At 70.0% G+C, this 15750-nt stretch carries 15 protein-coding genes; 1 reads left to right on the top strand and 14 read right to left on the bottom strand.

From position 1 onward, the window contains the following. From AB1609_03990 to mraZ, 12 genes are all read right to left on the bottom strand, one after another. A partial coding sequence (locus tag AB1609_03990) for a cell division protein FtsZ (protein MEW6045629.1) occupies positions 1–453 on the bottom strand: 453 nt, incomplete at its 3' end. A 110-nt stretch (positions 454–563) separates the two neighbouring features. Further along, entirely contained in the window at positions 564–1340 is a 777-nt protein-coding gene (locus AB1609_03985) for a cell division protein FtsQ/DivIB (GenBank protein ID MEW6045628.1), read from the bottom strand. Continuing rightward, positions 1337–2596 (bottom strand): UDP-N-acetylglucosamine 1-carboxyvinyltransferase, encoded by a 1260-nt coding sequence (gene murA, locus AB1609_03980; GenBank protein ID MEW6045627.1) that lies wholly within the window; start codon positions 2594–2596, stop codon positions 1337–1339. The genes AB1609_03985 and murA overlap by 4 nt, the downstream gene beginning before the upstream one ends. Before the next feature lie 53 nt (positions 2597–2649). Then, complete coding sequence (locus AB1609_03975) at positions 2650–3840, bottom strand: UDP-N-acetylglucosamine--N-acetylmuramyl-(pentapeptide) pyrophosphoryl-undecaprenol N-acetylglucosamine transferase (protein ID MEW6045626.1); 1191 nt, start codon at positions 3838–3840, stop codon at positions 2650–2652. Between the two features lie 11 nt (positions 3841–3851). Then, positions 3852–5033, bottom strand: a complete 1182-nt coding sequence (gene ftsW / locus AB1609_03970; protein ID MEW6045625.1) for a putative lipid II flippase FtsW — start codon at positions 5031–5033, stop codon at positions 3852–3854. 5 nt (positions 5034–5038) lie between these two features. Continuing rightward, positions 5039–6022: a phospho-N-acetylmuramoyl-pentapeptide-transferase gene (mraY, locus tag AB1609_03965; GenBank protein ID MEW6045624.1), complete on the bottom strand. Its 984-nt coding sequence runs from the start codon at positions 6020–6022 to the stop codon at positions 5039–5041. Further along, on the bottom strand, positions 6019–7440 hold the full coding sequence (gene murF / locus AB1609_03960) for a UDP-N-acetylmuramoyl-tripeptide--D-alanyl-D-alanine ligase (protein MEW6045623.1): 1422 nt from the start codon (positions 7438–7440) through the stop codon (positions 6019–6021). The genes mraY and murF overlap by 4 nt, the downstream gene beginning before the upstream one ends. Before the next feature lie 6 nt (positions 7441–7446). After that, on the bottom strand, positions 7447–8997 hold the full coding sequence (locus AB1609_03955; protein MEW6045622.1) for a UDP-N-acetylmuramoyl-L-alanyl-D-glutamate--2,6-diaminopimelate ligase: 1551 nt from the start codon (positions 8995–8997) through the stop codon (positions 7447–7449). Beyond that, a complete protein-coding gene (locus tag AB1609_03950) occupies positions 8994–11132 on the bottom strand; it encodes a penicillin-binding transpeptidase domain-containing protein (protein ID MEW6045621.1) in 2139 nt (712 codons plus the stop codon). The genes AB1609_03955 and AB1609_03950 overlap by 4 nt, the downstream gene beginning before the upstream one ends. Before the next feature lie 31 nt (positions 11133–11163). After that, positions 11164–11721 carry a hypothetical protein gene (locus tag AB1609_03945; GenBank protein MEW6045620.1) on the bottom strand — a complete coding sequence of 186 codons (558 nt, stop codon included), beginning with the start codon at positions 11719–11721 and terminating at the stop codon, positions 11164–11166. A gap of 14 nt (positions 11722–11735) precedes the next feature. Continuing rightward, the gene (rsmH, locus tag AB1609_03940; GenBank protein MEW6045619.1) at positions 11736–12656 is read right to left on the bottom strand and encodes a 16S rRNA (cytosine(1402)-N(4))-methyltransferase RsmH; all 921 of its coding nucleotides are present in this window, start codon (positions 12654–12656) and stop codon (positions 11736–11738) included. A gap of 14 nt (positions 12657–12670) precedes the next feature. Then, positions 12671–13105: a division/cell wall cluster transcriptional repressor MraZ gene (gene mraZ, locus AB1609_03935; protein MEW6045618.1), complete on the bottom strand. Its 435-nt coding sequence runs from the start codon at positions 13103–13105 to the stop codon at positions 12671–12673. 257 nt (positions 13106–13362) lie between these two features. Here mraZ and AB1609_03930 point away from each other — a divergent pair, with 257 nt between their 5' ends. Beyond that, positions 13363–14421: a glycosyltransferase family 4 protein gene (locus tag AB1609_03930; protein MEW6045617.1), complete on the top strand. Its 1059-nt coding sequence runs from the start codon at positions 13363–13365 to the stop codon at positions 14419–14421. On the opposite strand, the gene AB1609_03925 is transcribed toward AB1609_03930, so the two are convergent. Both AB1609_03925 and AB1609_03920 read right to left on the bottom strand, forming a co-directional pair. After that, on the bottom strand, positions 14405–14839 hold the full coding sequence (locus AB1609_03925; GenBank protein ID MEW6045616.1) for an HIT family protein: 435 nt from the start codon (positions 14837–14839) through the stop codon (positions 14405–14407). The two genes, AB1609_03930 and AB1609_03925, sit on opposite strands and share 17 nt — an antisense overlap. Then, a partial coding sequence (locus tag AB1609_03920) for an ATP-dependent 6-phosphofructokinase (protein ID MEW6045615.1) occupies positions 14836–15750 on the bottom strand: 915 nt, incomplete at its 5' end. The genes AB1609_03925 and AB1609_03920, both read right to left, overlap by 4 nt.

The raw sequence follows: 15750 nt of genomic DNA, 5'->3' as shown, positions 1-15750 counted from the left end.
GATCCCTTCCTCGGCCTGCCGCATGCGGCGCCGTCCCTCGAACGAGAACGGGCGGGTGACCACTGCCACCGTGAGCGCGGCGGCCTCTTTCGCGATCTCCGCCACCACCGGCGCGCCTCCCGTGCCGGTCCCGCCGCCCATGCCCGCCGTGATGAAGACCATGTCGGCGCCCGCGAGGGCCTCCCGGATCAGATCCCGGCTCTCCTCGGCGGCCTTTTGGCCGATCTCCGGAATGGAACCCGCTCCAAGCCCCTTGGTCAGCTTCTCCCCGATCTGGATCTTGCGGGGTGCGTTGGAGAGCGCGAGCGCCTGGGCGTCGGTGTTGACGGCGATGAACTCCACACCCCGCAGTTCAGCTTCAATCATCCGGTTGACCGCGTTCTGCCCGCCGCCCCCCACGCCAATGACCTTGATGTTGGCGTACGGGCCTGATTCGAGTTCGAACTGGGCCATACCAAGACCGCCCCCAACTCCCCCGCCGTCTGTGTACGCCGCCCGCTCACTTCGCCCCTAAATTCATCAGGGTGGCCCCCCATCCTCTGAGTCCCGCCGCACGCCCCGGCTCACCGCAGCCTCCAGACGACCCGCTCCGGATCCCGCACGTCGGCCTCGAAGGGTCTGCCCTGGGGGATGCGTTCGAGCAGGGCCTGCAGCACCTGCAGCCGGCCGGGCTGCCCGGTGCCCCCGTCCTCGTGGCCTGCCCGGAGGGACCCCCACCGCACGGCCCCGCCGCCGTTCAGATAGATCCAGGCCTCCCCGGCAGCATCCAGGTGAATCTCGCCCAGGCGCTCCCCCAGGATCGGAAGGAGCTCGTCCACCAGCGTGGCAGCCGCAACGACTCCGGGTGGCCCGACCTGGGAAGAGGCCAGGACCTGGCCCGGCGCGATGGCGCCCGTGATGACGGGAAGCGACCCCGGGCGTTCGGCGGGACCCAGCACCAGCCCGTGCCTGTCCACCTCCCAGAACCCTTCGCCCAGCGCCACCTGAGCAACGGGCTCGCGGGCACGGACGCGCACCTCGAGGGTGGAGGGCAGCCGGCGCACGAGCCGCGCGTCCAGGATACGGACCTCGCCTGTCCTGGCCTGCCTGACGTCGCCCTGCTCGACCTCCAGGAGGTTTCGCCCCCGCTGCCAGGCCAGGCGCGCGGCCAGCCGGTCGGCGGCGGGGCCTTCCAGACCGGAAACCACCACGCTTTGAACCGAAAAAAGCGGGGAGGCGGCCAACCCGTAGATGCCCAGCGCCGTGGCCGCCGCCATGACCGTTCCAGACCGGGGAAGCCACCGCCCCCACGCGGGCCGCAGGGCCCGGACGAGACGCCCGAAGCAGGCCTTCCCGCTCATTGCCTCACCCGCCTGATGCGAGCGCCCACCCTTTGGAGCTTCGCCTCCAGATCATCGTATCCCCGATTCAGGTGGGCCACGCCGCCGATCCGGCTCTCCCCCTCGGCGGCCAGGGCAGCCAGCACCAGGGCCGCCCCGCCGCGCAGATCGGGCGCCTCCACGGCCGCCCCTGACAGAGCGGGGACACCTCTCACCACGGCCACGCGGCCGTCCACCGTGATGTCGGCGCCCATCCGCCACAGTTCCTGGACGTACTGAAACCGGTGAGAGTAGATCTCCTCCCGGATCACGCTGGTTGCGCGAGCCGTTGCCATGAGAGCCGTCCACTGCGGCTGGACGTCCGTAGGAAAGCCCGGGTAGGGCTGGGTCCGAATGGAGACCGCCGCCGGGCGGTCCGGCGGGCCAGCCACTTCGAGGCCATTCCGGTACTCTTCGATGCGCACGCCTGCCGAGCGCAGCCGCGCCGTCACCGCCGCGACGTGATCCACTCGCGCCCCCTCGAGCCGCAGGTGGCCGTGGGTGATGGCCGCCGCCACCATCCAGGTGGCGGTCTCCACCCGGTCAGGCATCAGACGCCACTGCGCGCCGTGAAGCTGCCCAACCCCGTCGATGCGGATCGTCGAGCCCCCGGCCCCCTCCACGGACGCACCCATCGCCGTCAGGAAGTTCTGGAGTTCCACCACCTCGGGCTCCCGCGCGGCGTTGTGGATGACGGTCCGTCCCACTGCCAGGCTGGCCGCCATCATCAGGTTCTCGGTCGCTCCCACGGATGGAAAATCCAGCACGATGTCGGCACCGTACAGCCGCCGGGCCCTGACCGATATGAAGCCTCCCTCCTGCGCCACCGCGGCGCCCATCGCCTGCAGTCCCTGCAGGTGCAGATCCAGGGGGCGCTCCCCGATGTTGCAGCCGCCCGGCTGGGCGATTCGAACCCGCCCGACCCTGGCCACCAGGGGCCCGAGCAACTGCACGGAGGCCCGCATGGTTCTTACCAGTCCCGGCGGTGGCTCGCTGCTCAGCGGACCCGCCGCTTCAATGCCCACCTCCCCGAACCCTGTCCACCCGACCTCTGCGCCGATCCCTCTCAGGAGCCCCATCATGGTCTCCACGTCAACGATCCGAGGGACGTTTCGAATCACGCACCGGCCCTGCGTCAACAGCGCAGCCGCCATCAGCTTCAACGCCGCATTCTTCGCGCCGGAGATGGGGATGGTGCCCTCCAGGGGCACGCCGCCGACCAGAGCGAACTGATCCACCGGACGGTTCCCCCCACTGGCGCTCCATGGTATGCGGCGAGCTTCCCTGGTGCTCAAGCCCCCCTCACGGCGCTACCGGTACCGGACGCGGCCTCCAGCAACAGACGCGCCACCTCCACGGCCGCCTCCGGGCGCCCCAGGCTGCGGCTCGCCTCGGCCATGGTGGAAAGCCGCCCCGGTTCGCCGAGAAGAGAGACCAGCAACTCAACCAGGCGGTCCGCCGTAAGTTCGGCGTCCGGCACCACCACCGCGGCCCCTGCCCTTTCCAGTACCCGGGCGTTTGCGTCCTGGTGCGCGTCCAGGGCGTGCGGGTATGGTACCAGCACCAGGGGCACGCCCCTGGCCGTGAACTCCGCAAGCGAGATGGCCCCGGCCCGGGAGACCGCCAGGTCGGCCGCCGCCACGGCGGCCGGCATGTCGTCCAGGTAAGGGACCACCCGAAGGCCGCCCACCTGAACGCGCCCCTCCCCCACCACCGCCTCGTGCCAGCGCTCCCGTATCAGCCGGGCGGTCTCCTCGAACTGCCCCCTGCCCGTCGAGGCCAGCACCTGGGCCTGCCGGAGAGTTCCCAGCCGTCCGGCGGCCTCTGCCAGCGCCCGATTGAACCGGCGGGCTCCCTGGCTGGCCCCCACCACGAGCACGGTCTTCTTCGAGGGGTTCAGGGCGAGCTTGCGCTGCGCGGCGGCCCGATCGGCGCGTACCACGTCCGGTCGAACCGGGTTGCCCGTGACGCGAAGGCGGTTCTGCACCGCACCTGGCAGGCGTCCGGCAGCCTCCTCGAACCCCAGCGCCACGACCCACGTCCACCGGGCAAGCAGCCTGGTTGCACGGCCGGGAATGGCGTTCTGCTCCTGCCAGACCACCGGCAGCCGCAGGCTCCGGGCCGCCGCCACCGCCGGCACGCACCCATACCCGCCCGTCGCAAGCAGCGCCTGAACCCGCTGCCGGCCAAGCTCCCGCCGCGCCATAAGCGACCCCCGGGCCAGCGCCATCGCGAACGCCCCCATCCCCCAGGGAAAAGCCTGTGGCGCGGGCTTCCCAGGGGTGACCACGAATCGCTCCCCGTGCTGCGCCAGGATGTCCGGCCCCAACCCGCGCCGGGTCGTGAGGAACCACACCTCGACGTTGGGCTCCAGCATCCTCAGCGCCTGGGCCACGGCCAGCCCGGGGTAGATGTGCCCGCCGGTTCCGGCCGCGGCGATGGCGATGCGCGGCGCCGCCGTTTGGCGCTCGGAAGCTGCCACCTGTTCCTCCTTCAAACCACGCTGTGCCGGGAGAGCTTCAAAAGCACTCCGATGGCGGTCATGCTGGCCATGAGGGAGCTCCCCCCGTAGGAGACGAATGGCAGCGGAATCCCGGTGACCGGGAGCGAGCCGCTGACCACCCCGATGTTGAGCAGCCCCTGCCCCACCACCAGGGTGACGCACCCCACTGCCAGCAACTGTTCATACGGATCCTCGAGCCCCAGCGCGATGCGGTATCCCCGCCAGGCGATGATCAGGAAAAGCACGACCACAGTAACGGCGCCCACCCAACCGAGTTCTTCGCTGAGGATGGCAAAGATGAAGTCGGTGTGGTGCTCGGGAAGGTAGGCAAACTTCTGCCGGCTCTGCCCGAGCCCCAGCCCGAACAGGCCTCCCGACCCAATGGCCAGGAGCGACTGAATGACGCTCCATCCACGCCCGGCGGGGTCCGCCCACGGGTCGATGAACGCCAGCAACCGTGCCATCCGGTATGGCTCCATCCAGATGAGAACGCCCATGACCGGAAGGATGAGCACGCCGAGAAGGGCCAACTGCCCCGGTTTCATGCCCCCTGCGAAGAGAACGACCACCACCACGAACAGGAGCATGACGCCGGTGCCGAAGTCCGGCTCCAGCATGATGAGCCCGAAGGCCAGGCCCGCCGCGATCAGGGGCACGAGCGGACCCCGGAAGAACGAGCCCATGGCCTGCGGACGCTGGGCGGCCCAGAATGCGGCGAAGTTGACGGCGGCGAGCTTCGCCAGCTCGGACGGCTGCAGGTTGACGAACGGAAGGCTGATCCAACGCCGCGACCCGCCGATCTCCTGCCCCACCGCCAGCACGACGGCCAAAAGGACGTAACCGAGCGCCATCAGCGGAACGGCCACCGCCCGCAGCCGCTGCACGTCGAGCCGCATGATGGCGGCCACCAGCCCCCACCCGGCGACGGCGTAGACCACCTGGCGCTTGAAGAAGTAGTACGGGTCGTGAAACTGGCTCAGCGCGCGGGTGTAGCTGGAGCTGAGCACCATCACCACCCCGATCGCCATCAGGGTGGCGACGGCAAGGATGAGCACCACGTCCGGCGGGGCTGCGTCCGGGTACATCCCCGCGCGTGCCGCCGTCCCCGCGGTCTCCATGCCTCCGGCGCCTGGCACGGGGCCGAGCTTGAAAGGGCGCTGCCGAGCGCCCACCCGGATCACCCCCTGAGCCCGGGGAGCATCGCCCACAGGCCGAGCAGCCCGAAGAGGATTGCGGTGAGCCAGAGCCGTACGACCACCTGCGGCTCGGTCCAGCCAATGAGTTCCAGGTGGTGGTGAAGCGGGCTCATGCGCAACAGCCGCCGCCCGCCCGTGAGCTTGAAGTACCCCACCTGCGCCATCACCGAGAGGGTCTCGGCGACGAACAGCCCGCCCACGAGGGGCAGCGCCAGCACCGTCCCCGTGAAGATGGCCATGACCGACAGCGCGGCTCCCAGCGCGAGGCTACCCGTATCTCCCATGAATACCTGGGCTGGGTAGCCGTTATACCACATGAACCCCAAGCACGCGCCGCCCACGCTGGCGGCAAAGATGGCCACACCGGGCTTGTCCATCAGCAGGGCAGCCCCCGCGTAGACGGCCGACGCGACCGCCACCGAACCCGCCGCCAGACCGTCCAGCCCGTCCGTCAGGTTGACTCCGTTGGCCGCACCCACGGTGGCCAGCGCCGCCAGCGCCACGAAGAGGGCCGGGCTCAGCGACCACAGGCCTCCGCCGAACGGAAGGGAGACGACCGTCACCTCGGGCAACACCCGCAGCGCCCACACGGCGAAGAACGCCCCGAGCAGAGCCTGCCCGAGGAACTTCTCGCGGGCCCTCAGCCCCATGGCCCGGCGCAGCCGCAGCGCCCTCAGATCGTCGAGGCTCCCCAGAACGCCATACGCAACCGGGATGGCCGCCATGATCGCCGCCGTGGCCAGATCAGGAGAGAAGATGAGGGTGGACGAGGCGGCCGCCGCCACGACGACGGCGCCCCCCATGGTGGGCGTGCCGGCCTTGCCGGCGTGCCGGGCCGGTCCTTCGGAACGGATGCTCTTCCCGGCGCCCACCCGGTGCAGGACGCGGATGGCTCCCGGCAACAGCAGCATGGTGACGGCGGTGCTGAACAGCGCCGCCCCGATGACGCCGCCGATGGCGCTCAAGACGGGCCGTCCCCCCCTGCCTGCCGCAAGGCGCCGACGACCGCCTCGAGCCCGATTGCCCGGGAGGCTTTCACGAGCACGGCGTCGCCGGGACGCACGTGGCGCAGCGCGGCCGCCGCCGCCTGCTCTGCGGTGCCGACGCGGATGATGGTCATCTCCGAACCGGCCCCGCCCTCCTGCGCTCCCCGGGCGATGAGATCGGCCATTTCCCCCACGGCGATGAGCAGATCGACGCCCCGCCTGGCCGCCTCCTGGCCGATGGCGCGGTGGGCCTCGGGCGCGTGGGTGCCCAGTTCCAGCATGTCGCCGAGGACCGCCACGGCCCGGTGGCCCTCTTCGGCCGCGACCGTCTCCAGCGTCTCCAGGGCGGCCCGCATGGAAGCGGGACTGGCGTTGTACGCGTCGTTGAGGATGACGACGCCGGAAGGGCTTGTCTCGACCTCCATGCGCATGCTGGCCCCGGCAAAGCCCGACAGCCCCTCGGCGGCCGTCTCGATGGGAACGCCGCAGGCGATTGCGGCCGCAGCTGCCGCCGCAGCGTTGGCCGCCAGGTGGCGACCGGGGATGGCAAGGCGGCACGCGGCGCGCTTTTCCCCGTGAACCAGGTCGAACTGCGTCCCGGACAGCCCCCCGCCCCGGACGTTCTCCGCGCGGACGTCGGCAGGCTTCCGGACGCCGAACGTCACCACCCTGACGCCCTCGGGGGCGACTTCCGCCATGGCCCGCACGCGTTCGTCGTCGGCGTTGAGCACCGCGACGCCCCCGGCGGGCAGGCTCTCCACCAGTTCCGCCTTGGCTTTCGCGATGGCCTCCAGGCTGCCGAGCAGGCCCACATGGGCTTCGCCCACGTTGGTGACGATGCCCACCGTAGGCCGTGCCACCCCGCAAAGCTTCCGGATCTGCCCCGGCCCGCGCATCCCGATCTCCAGCACCAGCGCCTGCGTATCCTGGCCGGCCGCCAGGATCGCGAGCGGCACCCCCACCTCGTTGTTGAAGCTGGCGGGAGCCCTCACCGTGCTGCCCCACCGGGAGAGGATGGCCGCCGCCATCTCCTTGGTTGACGTCTTGCCGACGCTGCCGGTTACGGCCACCACCCGGGCCGACAGCTGGCCCCGGTACCACGCAGCAAGGCGCTGGAGCCCCTGCAGCGTGTCGTCCACCGCGACCACGGTAAAGGAAGCCCCGGAGAACCTCGCCACGGAAGCCCGGTCGACCAGCGCGGCCCGTGCGCCCTTCTGAACCGCCTCGAACACGAAGTCGTGACCGTCGAAGCGGGGCCCCCGAAGCGCCACGAACACGTCGCCGGGAACGACCGACCGGGAGTCGGTCGAGACCCGCTCCACCACCACCTCCGCGGGGCCACGCACCACCTCGCCGCCGCAGGCCAGGGCTATCTCCCCGGCACTGACCGCCTTCACGTTTCGTCAGTTGCTCCTTCCGTAGCCCAGCTTCTGGAGCGCCTCCCGCACGACCTGGTGGTCGTCGAAGGGGATGACCCGGTCCTTGAAGATCTGGTACGTCTCGTGCCCCTTCCCGGCCACGATCACCAGATCTCCCGGCCCCGCCTGGCATACCGCCTGCTCGATGGCCTGCCGGCGGTCCACCAGCACCTCGTACCCTTCCATGCGGGCACCGCCCCCTGCCGCCTCTTCCCGCAGGCCCGCCTCGATCTCGCGGCAGATGCTCTCGGGCTCCTCGCTGCGCGGGTTATCCGAGGTGATGATGACCCGGTCGGCCAGTCGCGCGGCGACAGCCCCCATCTTCGGGCGCTTTCCCCTGTCCCGGTCGCCGCCGCACCCGAAGACCAGCCACAGCTTCCGGGGGTTGAGGGCCCTCGCCGCCCGCAGCACGTTCTCGAGCCCGTCCGGGGTGTGGGCATAGTCCACGATGACGCCAAACGGCTGCCCTTCCCGGACCGCCTCGAATCGGCCCGGGACGCCCTTCACCTGCTCCAGCCACGCCACGGCCCGCTCCAGGCTGACACCTTCGTGCAGCCCCACCGAAAGCGCCGCCAGGGCGTTGTACACGTTGAACAGCCCGCCGAGTTGAAGCCTTACCCGCGCCGATCCCCAGGGCGTCCGCACCCGAAACGAAACCCCGTCGGGGCGGGGATCCACCTCGTCGGCCGCCACGTCCAGTGCCGGACCTTCGAGCCCGTAGTAAATCACCGGCGCCGGTGTCCTCGCGGCCATGTGAGCTCCGAACGGGTCGTCTTTGTTGATGACCGCAAGCTTGGCCCCCTTGTGGCCGGGCGAAAGCGAGGCAAAAAAGGCGGCTTTGGCGTCCCGGTACGCCTCCATGGTCCCGTGGAAGTCCAGGTGATCCTGGGTCAGGTTGGTGAAGACGCCCACGTCGTATTCGATGCCGGTGAGCCGCTTCAGCACCACGGCGTGCGATGACACCTCGGTCACGGCGTGCGTGGCGCCCGCCCCCACCATCCTGGCGAACAACGCCTGCAGGTCGGACGCTTCGGGCGTGGTGCGCTCGGCGGGAAGGGTCTGGTCGCCGACCAGATGCCGGATGGTGCCCACGAGCCCCACCCGGTAACCGCCGCTCTCCAGAACGGCCTTGCTGAGGTACGTCGTGGTCGTCTTGCCGTTGGTACCGGTCACGCCCACCAGCCGCAGTCTCCGGTCGGGGTGTCCGAGCAGGGTCGCTGCGGCCACCCCCAGCGCCGCCCGGCTGTCCCCGACCAGCACCAGGGGCACCCGCTCCCCCAGGCGCCCCACCGGCCGCTCGGCCAGGATCAGCACGGCGCCCCTGCGCAACGCCTCATCGGCGAAGTCGTGCCCGTCCAGGCGGGTCCCCCGGATGCACACGAACGCGTCGCCCGGCTCAACGAGCCGGGAGTCGTAGCGGACAGCCCGGACCGCGGCCTGCCTCGCCTCCGGCTGTTGCCATGCGGCCCCCGCCCGCTCCACACTCCCGGCCGACCCTGCGGCCTGAAGTCGTGCCACCAGTTCCTCGACGGTCATGGCCCGCTCTCTCCCGGAAGACCGAACCGCACCTCAACCGGTGTGCCCACCGGCACCCGCATCCCCGGCGCCGGCGACTGGAACGTCGCAAAGCCAGCGCCCTCGACGTGCAGCAACAGCCCCCGCCCGGCGAGGATCGACGCGGCCTCCCGCACGCTCTTGCCGATGACCGAGGGCACCTCCGCCTCCGCCTGCTGCACCCGAGGGATCTCGTGGTCCAGCACGAGCCGCACCCGGGTCCCGGGCGGCACCTGCGCGCCACCTCGCGGGATCTGGTCGATGACCAGTTCCCCGCTCCCCTCGAACGCCACCTTCAGCCCCGCCCGCCCCATCTGCTGGACTGCGTCGTCTGCCCCTACGAACAGCACGTTGGGCACCTGCGCCAGCCTCTGCCCGTTCTCGTCGAACTGGGGGCCCGGGCGCTGCTCTTCCCGGCGGGGCACCCGCAGGTAGCTCAGCGCATCCTCCATGATAGCCCTAAAGGTGGGCGCCGCCCAGAGGCCGCCCCAGCGCGGCTGGATCTGCAGCTTGTAAATCACGACCAGCCCCACCAGCCGCGGGCTATCCACCGGGGCATAGCCGACGAACGACGCCATGGTGTCCGGGCCGTATCCGCCTGCCGGGTTGGGAACCTGCGCCGTCCCCGTCTTGCCGGCCACCCGGTAGCCGTTGATCTCCGCGCGCGTCCCCGACCCGTTGACCACCACACTGCGCATGATCCGGCCGAACTCCCCCGCCGTTCCCGGGGACAGCACCCGCCGCAGGGCCACGGGCTGAGTGCGCTCAACAACCCGGCCGTCGGCGGAACGGATCTCCTTGACGAGGTAAGGCTTCATCAGCACCCCGCCGTTGGCGATGGTGGCCGCCGCCATGGCAAGCTGAAGCGCCGTCACGGCCACGCCCTGCCCGAACCCGATGTTGGCCCAGCGCAGTACCTCGCCGTGCTGGATGGTGCCCGGGGCGGGCAGGAAACCCGAAGCCTCCCCCGGGAAGTCGACGCCCAACGGCTGGCCGAACCCGTACGCCCGGGCGTAGCGGTAGAAGTTCTCCGGGCCGAGCCGCTGAGAGCCGATCATGGCAAAGACGGGGTTGCACGAGTTCTCTGTGGCCTCGACGAAGCTCTGGCTGCCGTGGCCTCCCGGGAGCCAGCAGCTCACCTTCCCCCCGCCGACCAGGACGAAGCCCGGGTCAAAAAAGCGGTCGTCCGGCTTGACCACGCCGGCCTCCAGCGCCGCCGATCCCGTCACGATCTTGAACGTGGAGCCCGGTTCGAGCTGGTCCGTGACGGCCCGGTTACGGCGGATCTCCGGCGGAAAGTCAGCGTAGCGGTTCGGATCGAACAGCGGGTACTGCGCCATCGCCACGATCTCGCCGGTGGCGGGCTCGATGGCCACAAACAGCCCGAACTCGGCGGAGGTTTCCTTGACCACGCGCTCCAGTTCGCGTTCGGCGCGGTACTGGATGACCTGGTCGATGGTCAGCACCACCTCGTGGCCGTCCTGCGCAGGGATGTAGCGGCTGATTCCACCCGGGATCTCGCGGCCGGCCGCGTCCCGTTCGGCCTCGATACGCCCGGGAACGCCGCGCAGGTGCGAATCGTAGTAGAACTCGAGGCCCTCGAGCCCCTGGTTGTCGATCCCGGTGATGCCCAGAACCTGCGCAGCCAGCGTTCCGTTGGGATAGACGCGCTGCGGCCGCTCCACGAGCCCGATGCCCGGCAGCCGCAGTTCCCGCACCTTCCGGGCGGTCGTGGCGTCAAGACGCCGGGCGATCCAGACGGCGGCCTGCTTCTGGGTGAGGCGCTCCTCGATCTCGTCTGCGGGCATGCCCAGCACCCCGGAAAGAAGCTGCGCCGTCCGCTTCGGATCCCGCACCTCGCTGGGCACGGCGTAGACGGCGTCCGCGCTGACGCTGATCGCGAGCTTGTTGCCGTTGCGGTCGTAGATCGTCCCGCGCCGGGGATCCAGCGGGAGCGGCCGCAGCCGCTGCTCCAGGGCGAGGCGGGTGAAGTAGGGGTGGCGCACCACCTGGACGTAGAACAGCCTCGCGGTGAGGGCCAGGCCCACCCCTGCTGTGCCGATCAGCAGCCACGCGATGCGCCGCCGTACGCCGGCCGGCGACACAGGAGCACGCACGTCGGCGTCTTGCTCCCCCCGAAGCGCGAATTCACGGCCACTGCGGGAGCTGGCGAGCCAGCGCCACCGGCCTGGCTAACAGTTCACCCACCGCCGTGCGAACGCGTGCGAACAGGCCGCCATCCTCAGACCCGGCCCGGGAGGCACGGGCCGTCCGGATCGGGGCGGCAGCGCTGTCGTCACCCCTGCCCGCACGGGCCAGGCCGCCCGGCGCGCTCATGACGAGCATCTGAACCCGCTGGGGCTTCTCCATCGCCAGGTACAGGCGGGCAGCGGTTTCGGTGCGTTCGGGCGACGTTTCCCGGGCCAGGGCCACCTCCAGCGCCTCGCCCCGCCTGCGTTCTGCCTCCAGTTGCTCCGCGAGCTGACCCGCATAGCGCCCCATTATGGCCATATGCACGAGCAGGCTCAGGTAGGCCGTCGAACCGATGACGACGAGTGCCGCCACAAGCATCCAGCCCGCCACGAAGCGACCCGGCCGGGCCAGAACCCCGGCAGCCGGGGCAGGTGGTCGTGCCGCCGCGGCAGGCCACGTCCGCCCGTCCTCGTCCCAGCTCCCGATAGCCCTCGCCGTGCTACTGACTGCCATACCGGATATCCTCCTCAGGCGCCATCCTGGGGCGCCGCCACTCGCTCGGCACACCGCAGCCGGGCGCTTCTCGCCCGGGGGTTTTCCGCCACCTCGGAAGGTCCGGGCACGAGGGGCTTGCGGGTCACCACCCGCATCCGGACAGGCTGCCCCTCGCACTCGGCGCGAAGAAACGCCTGCTTGACCCGGCGATCCTCCAGCGAGTGGAAGCTGATGACGACAACGCGCCCGCCCACCTTGAGGAGTCGCATGGCTTGCGGGAGGGCCCGCTCGAGGTGCCCCAGTTCGTCGTTGACGGCGATTCGCAGCGCCTGGAACACCCGGCGCGCCGGATGCCCGCCGGCGCGCCGCGCGGCGGCCGGGACGGCGGCCTTGATGCACTCCACGAGTTGTCCCGAACTCCTGAAGGGCCGGTGGGCACGGAAGCGCACCACGAAGTCGGCGATGCGGGACGCCCAGCGTTCCTCGCCAAAGCGCCGGAAGATGTCTGCAAGTTCCCGGCGGTCCAGGGTGTTGAGCAAATCGGCGGCCGTGTTGGGCAGGGTGGGATCCATGCGCATGTCGAGCGGGGCGTAAGGGTCCTGGTAGGTGAAACCCCGCTCCCTTTCCGCCAGCTGAAATGTCGAAACACCGAGATCAAACACGATTCCATCAACCTCGTCGACCTGTAAATCACTAAGTTTTGTCATGAGTTCAGAAAAATTAGCGTACAAAAGCACGACCCGGTCCGACCACGCCTCAAGCTCCTTCTTCGCGGCAACAAGCGCCCGAGGATCGCGGTCAAAGCCAACAAGACGCGCCGATCCCGCTGCCTCGAGGATAGCCCTTGCGTGGCCGCCACCTCCCACCGTGGCATCCACGTAAGTGCCCCCCGGGCGCACCCGGAGCAGTTCGACGACCTCTTTTGCCATGACCGGGAGATGCCGTGTCCGCATGGGTGAGAGCCGCCTTAAAGGCCGAGCCCCACGATCTTCTCGGCGATGGCCTCGAAGGCGCTCTGGGCTTTGCTCGCGTACTCCTGCCAGGTGACCCGATCCCATATTTCCACCCGGTTCCCCACGCCGAGCACGTACACGTCTTTCTGGAGGTTGGCGTACTGGCGCAGGTGTGGCGGCAGCAAGATCCGGCCAGCCCGATCCACCTCGACGGGTGCCGCGCCGGCCATCATCAACCGCACGAACGCCCGCGCGTCCCCCTGCGTAAGGGGCAGGGCGCGCAGCTTCTCCTCCACCTTGCTCCACTCGGCGGCCGAAAACGCAAACAGACACCGGTCGAGCCCTCGCGTGGCCACGAAGGGGCTGCCCAGCTCCTCACGCAATCGCGCCGGGATGATCAATCGGCCCTTTTCATCCAGCTGGTGCTGGTACTCCCCCATGAAGGCCATGAGCCTGTGCGTCGGCCTTTCCCGTGTCCAGAAGCGCTGCCCGGGCCCAGGAGATGCTTTGTGGGGGAGCGGCGCTTCGTGGGCCGCAGGAACCCTCCGCCCGGCCGCTTGGCGGAGGGCCCTCCACTCCGCGCCACTTTCCCCCACTCCGCGCCCCTCTACTTCGCCGCCACCCCTCCTTTTCCTTCTGGGGTGGCGTACGAGATTTAGCAGAAAATAACGACCGGCTGCCGGTCCGGAGAGGGGATCTGGCCCTCGTGAGAATCGGACTGCTCGGCCCGATCACGTGGCGGACGCCCCCGCGCCGCTACGGCCCCTGGGAGCAGATCGTCTCGCACCTGGCCGAGGGCCTGGTGCGGCGCGGCCATGACGTGACGCTATTTGCCACACAGGACAGCGAGACCCGGGCGAAGCTGGTCTCTGTCTGCCCGTGCCCGCTCGGCGAGGCACCGGAGCTGGACCCGAAGGTGTATGAGTTCCTGCACCTCGGAGAGGCGTTCACCTGGGCGCAGAAGGGCGCGTTCGACGTGCTGCACAATCATTTCAACGCATACCCGCTGGTCTTTTCCGACCTCATCCCCACGCCCATCGTCACCACGCTGCACGGTTCGGCGCTGCTGGAGCCGCCGACCCGCGCCATCTACCGCCGCTACTCGGGCCTCCCGTACGTCTCCATCAGCAACGCCGAACGTGCCGGGCTGCCGGAGTTGAACTACGTCGCCACCGTGTACAACGGCGTGGACCTGGCACAGTTCACCTACTCGGCCCGCCCCGAGGGCTACCTCGCCTTTCTCGGCCGGATGTCCGCCAAAAAGGGGGCTCACCTGGCAGTGGCGCTTGCGCGCCGTACCGGCCTGCCTCTAAAGATCGCGGCCCTCATCCCGCCGGACGAGCGCGCCTTCTTCGAGCGCGAAATCCGCCCGTACCTGGACGGGCGCCGGATCGAGTACATCGGCGAGGTGGGACCGGCCCAGCGCGACCGCTTCCTCGGAGGCGCCCTTGCGCTCCTGCACCTGTGCACCGTGCCGGAACCCTTCGGCCTGGCGCTGGTGGAGGCGCAGGCGTGCGGCACCCCGGTCATCGGCGTGGGGCTGGGCGCGGTGCCCGAGGTCGTGAAGCACGCGGAGACGGGATTCGTGGTTCAAACCCTGGCCGAAGCCGAGCAGGCGGTGTACCGCATCGAGCAGATCGACCGGGCTGCGTGCCGGCGCTGGGTCGAACAGCGCTTCACGGTCGACCGGATGGTGGAGGGCTACGAATCCGTCTACGAGAGGGTGCTGGCGGACAAAGGCCGGCCGTTCACAGCGCGAGCTTGAGTTTCGCCGCGAGTTCGGCCAGCTCGCTGTCCGGCGGGGGCGTGTAGCCCGGCGGCCGGAGGCGGAACTGCAGCCCCTCCCCCGGTCCGTAGCGCGGGATGAGGTGAAGGTGAAAGTGGAAGACCACCTGGCCCGCGATCTGGCCGTTGGACTGCAGCAAGTTGAGGCCGGCCGGGTCCAGCGCCGCCCGAAGGGCGCCGGCAAGCCGGCGGGCGGCCCGGAAGACTTCGGCTGCCTCCTCGTCGGTCAGGTCCCAGATGGTGACGGCATGGCGCACCGGCACCACCAGCAGGTGGCCGCGGCTGGACGGGTAGATGTCCATGAAAGCCACGACCTTTTGCTCGTCCAGCACGAAGTGCGCGGGCGACTCGCCCCGCACGATGCGGCAGAAGACGCAGGACGGATCGTGGTCCGTCACTGCACCATCACCTCGGCCAGCTCGACGAGTTCGGCGTCCAGGCCGCGCTTTTTGCCCACCACTTCCTCCAAAGGCAGCGCCTGCACCTTCCCGGCAAGCCACCCGGCGATGTATCCGTGGCGGCCGTTCACCAGCAGCTCGACGGCCATCGCGCCCGCCCGGGTGCCCAGGATGCGGTCGAACGCCGTCGGCGTCCCGCCCCGCTGGACGTGGCCAAGGACGGTCACGCGCAGCTCAAACCCGATCTCGTCCTCGCGCTCCCGGAAGTGCGCGGCCATCGTCTCGGCATTGTACCGAGCCCCTTCCGCCACCACCACGATGGCGTGGGACTTGCCACGTTCGTACGCCTCGCGAAGCTCCTTTGCCACCTCGTCCGGATCCACCTCGGCCTCGGGCACGATCACCTGCTCGGCGCCGCCCGCAAGCGCCGTCATGAGGGCGAGGTATCCGCAGTCGCGGCCCATGACCTCCACCAGAAACGCCCGGTGGTGGGAGGACGCCGTCGAGCGGATCCTGTCCAGGGACTCCAGGGCCGTGTTCAGCGCCGTGTCCACGCCCAGCGTCAGGTCGAAGCCCGCCAGGTCGTTGTCGATGGTGGAGGCCACTCCCGCCACCGGAAAGCCCATGCGGTGCAGCATGAGGTTCCCCGTCTGGGAGCCACCTCCGCCGATCACGACCAGCCCCTCGATCCCATGGGCGAGCATCTGGTCGATGGCCCGGCGCCGGCCTTCCTCCGTCTTGAACTCGGGGCAGCGGGCGCTTCCGAGGACCGTGCCGCCCTGCCCGATGATCCCCCCGACGCTGCGCGCCGTCATCGGGATGAAGTCCCCGGCGATCAGGCCTGCGTAGCCCTGCCGCACGCCCCAGACCTGGAGTCCCCTGGCGATCCCGGCTCGCACCACGGACCGAAT

This window comes from Bacillota bacterium (assembly GCA_040754675.1).
GTDB lineage: Bacteria > Bacillota > Limnochordia > Limnochordales > Geochordaceae > Geochorda.
This window is presented reverse-complemented; position numbering and strand designations above follow the sequence as displayed.